General features: G+C 63.2%; 5 protein-coding genes. 3 read left to right on the top strand and 2 right to left on the bottom strand.

Annotated elements, in window-relative coordinates:
- Window positions 1-339: family 43 glycosylhydrolase (locus ACYVDE_RS20135; RefSeq protein WP_460503324.1), on the bottom strand; the 339-nt coding region annotated here is incomplete at its 3' end.
- Window positions 340-519: 180 nt separating this feature from the next.
- Complete coding sequence (locus tag ACYVDE_RS20140; RefSeq protein ID WP_460503325.1) at window positions 520-933, bottom strand: hypothetical protein; 414 nt, start codon at window positions 931-933, stop codon at window positions 520-522.
- Between the two features lie 199 nt (window positions 934-1,132).
- On the opposite strand from ACYVDE_RS20140, the gene ACYVDE_RS20145 reads away from it, so the two are divergent.
- From ACYVDE_RS20145 to ACYVDE_RS20155, 3 genes are all read left to right on the top strand, one after another.
- Complete coding sequence (locus ACYVDE_RS20145; protein WP_460503326.1) at window positions 1,133-1,957, top strand: S1/P1 nuclease; 825 nt, start codon at window positions 1,133-1,135, stop codon at window positions 1,955-1,957.
- A gap of 191 nt (window positions 1,958-2,148) precedes the next feature.
- Entirely contained in the window at window positions 2,149-2,676 is a 528-nt protein-coding gene (locus tag ACYVDE_RS20150; RefSeq protein WP_460503327.1) for an alpha/beta fold hydrolase, read from the top strand.
- Window positions 2,642-2,962, top strand: coding sequence for an alpha/beta fold hydrolase (locus tag ACYVDE_RS20155; protein ID WP_460503328.1), 321 nt, complete (start codon window positions 2,642-2,644; stop codon window positions 2,960-2,962). Before ACYVDE_RS20150 ends, ACYVDE_RS20155 begins: the two co-directional genes overlap by 35 nt.
- Window positions 2,963-3,023 lie beyond the last annotated feature (61 nt).

A 3,023-nucleotide genomic window follows, 5' to 3' on the forward strand; every position in this document is an offset into this window, starting at 1 on the left:
CGGGCCGGCGGGAGCGTCGGCCACGGCCACGGCCAGGCTGAGCGAGTCGGCCCCGTCGGGCCGGGCCGAGTAGTAGAGGTAGTAGCGGCCCGCATGCTCGCTCACGTGCGGGGCCCATATTTTCTGACTGTGTTGGGCCCAGGCCGGCTTTTCGGGCAGGCCTTCGCCCAGATGCTCCCACGCAATCAGGTCGCGCGAGCGGGCCACCTGCAAATTGATGATGACGCCGGCAAGCTTGGTTTGGGTACCGTAGGCGTAGTACCAGCCATCGGGCGCGCGCAGCAGGGCCGGGTCGGGAAAGTTGTCGTCGAGAACGGGGTTGGTGTAGGTGGCGGGCATGATGATGGGGATAAGAAACAGGGAATAAGAGATACGTAAGCAGAAGAACGTCATGCTGAGCTTGTCGAAGCATCTCCTCCGCACGAGTAAACCCAATCGGTTGGATTAGTTACGCGGCAGAGCTGCTTCGACAAGCTCAGCATGACGTTCTTCCCTATCCCCTATTCCTATCCCTTATCCCTAATTATCCGATGCCGGCACCACCTGCTGGCGCAGCCACGAGTAGGCCGAAGCCACGTCCTGAAACGCTACCACGCGCGGCGCATCAATGGCCTGCACAATTTCTTCGGTTACCTGGCGGGCCAGGGGGTCGTTGGGCAGCACCCAGGCAATGCAGCGCAGGCCGGCCGCCTGCATATCGGCCAGCCACTGCTCGCCCCAGTGCGTGAGTTGCACGGTGCTGCGCGTCATGCTTGAGTAATCGTTCAGCAGCTTGGGGCACGGCAGCTGGCGTTGGGCGGCCAGCAGCATGCGACAGGTCGAGCGCGAGGTTTCCTGGTTGTACTCACCGCGCCAATCGGCATACAAACAATGATTTATTGAATCGTGGGCAATAAAAACGGCCGGGGAATCGACGAGCGGGTGCAGGTCCATGCAGGAGTGAGAAGCGGCGCCGGGCTAAATCGGCGAGACAAGGTGAAAGGGTAAAACTACCTTTTCTGTTTGAATATTCATAATTCCTTCTTTCTGCCCAATGGCTATTTCCGCGTAGCTTTGTGGTTTGGCGTGCGTTACGTCAATTTCATCCGGGTAAAGTCCGGTTTCATCTCCCTTCTTTTATTTCAACTTTCGCATGCTTCGTTTTCTGGGTGCCCGGTCGCTGGTTTTATTTGTTGTGCTGCTGCTGGCCATGCCCCGCGCCGGCCGCGCCTGGGGCGTGCTAGGCCACCGGGCCGTGGCTCGCATCGCCGAAAACCACCTCACCCCCGCCGCCCGCCAGCAGGTGAGCCAGATACTGGGCTGGGAAACCATGCCGCTGGTGAGCACCTGGGCCGATGAGTTGCGCAACGACCCGCAGTACAAGGAAACGGCGCCCTGGCACTACCTCAACGTGGCCACCGGCCTCGACTTTGCGGCCTTTGTGAAGCAGCTGAACGACCCGTCCCTGCTGGCCCCGGCCGCACCCACCAACGCCTACACCGCTCTGCTGCAAGCCCGCCGCGACCTGAAAGACCCCGCCAAATCGGCCGACGAAAAGCGCGTGGCCCTCAAGTTCCTCATTCACATCGTAGGCGACGTGCACCAGCCCCTGCACGTGGGCCACGCCGAAGACAAGGGTGGCAACAGCATCACCGTGAACTGGCGCTCGCGCGAAGACAGCAACCTGCACAGCGTGTGGGATACGGCCATTCTGGAATACCCCGGCTTCACTTTCACCGAGATGAGCGCGACCTACGACCACGCCACGCCCACCGAGATTAAGCAGTGGCAGAAGGACGAGATTCCGACCTGGCTGTTCGAGTCGTACCAGCTGTGCACGCCCATTTACGCCGCGGCGGCCACCAACCCCAAGTTCGACTGGCACTTCTACCCCACTTTCGGGCCCGTGGCCCAGCAGCAGGTTCTTAAAGCCGGTATTCGCCTGGCCGGCCAGCTGAACGAGCTTTTTGCCAAGTAATTCGGCCTCGTTGAGGAACGCACGCAGCGGGCGGGTGGCAATAGCCGCCCGCCCGCTTTTTTTTTATGGGCCCGCGACCGGTGCGCCGGCCACCCGAAGCGCGCCAGGCTGCGTACTACCGCTGCGTAGCTGGCCGGCCGTAGCCACGAGCCACGACTAACGGCGCGCTTTCACCCCTTCTCCCCATTCTCATGGACATGCATCACATTCGCCGCGGCGCGGGCAAACCCCTCCTTCTCGTGCACGGCATCGGCGGCAGCTGGCGCTCCTGGAACACCATTCTCGACACGCTGGCAGCCGAGCGCGAAGTCATTGCCGTGGACTTGCCCGGCCACGGCGATACCCCGCCGCTGCCCGGCGAAAACTCCATCGGCACGTTTGCCGATGCGCTGACTGACTTCCTGACCCGCCACAACTTGCTGGGCATCGATGCCGTGGGCAGCTCGATGGGAGCCCGGCTGGTGCTGGAAATGGCGCGACGCGGCGGCTCCCTAGGGGCTGTGGTTTCGCTCGACCCCGGCGGGTTCTGGGAGGGCTGGGAAATTCCGGTGTTCTATGAAGCTGGTGAAGGTGCTGCAACCCATTATACCCGCCCTGATGAGTTCGGCGGTGGGGCGCACGGCGCTGCTGCCGCAGTTTTCGGCCCGCCCCTGGGCCGTGGATGCCCGACAGGCCCGCGACGAGATGTATACCTTCGCCCACACGCCCGTGTTCGATGAGTTGCTCGACCAACTGGCCCACGGCGAGGTGCAAAAACCCGCCCCGCGCGGCAGCATCACGGCCCCGCTCGTCATTGGCTGGGGCCGCCACGACCGGGTGTGCTTTCCCGCGCAGGCCCCGCGCGCGCTGGCCAAATTCCCCGATGCCCGCCTGCACTGGTTCGAGCACTGCGGTCACTTCCCGCAGTGGGACGTACCCACTGAAGCCGCCCGTCTGATTCTGGCCGTGACCAGTGGTGAGGATTGGGAAGCGGCGCTGGCTGCACCAGCTGCGGCGGCTCCCTAGGGGCTGTGGTTTCGCTCGACCCCGGCGGGTTCTGGGAGGGCTGGGAAATTCCGGTGTTCTA

It is taken from the genome of Hymenobacter agri (assembly GCF_054778495.1).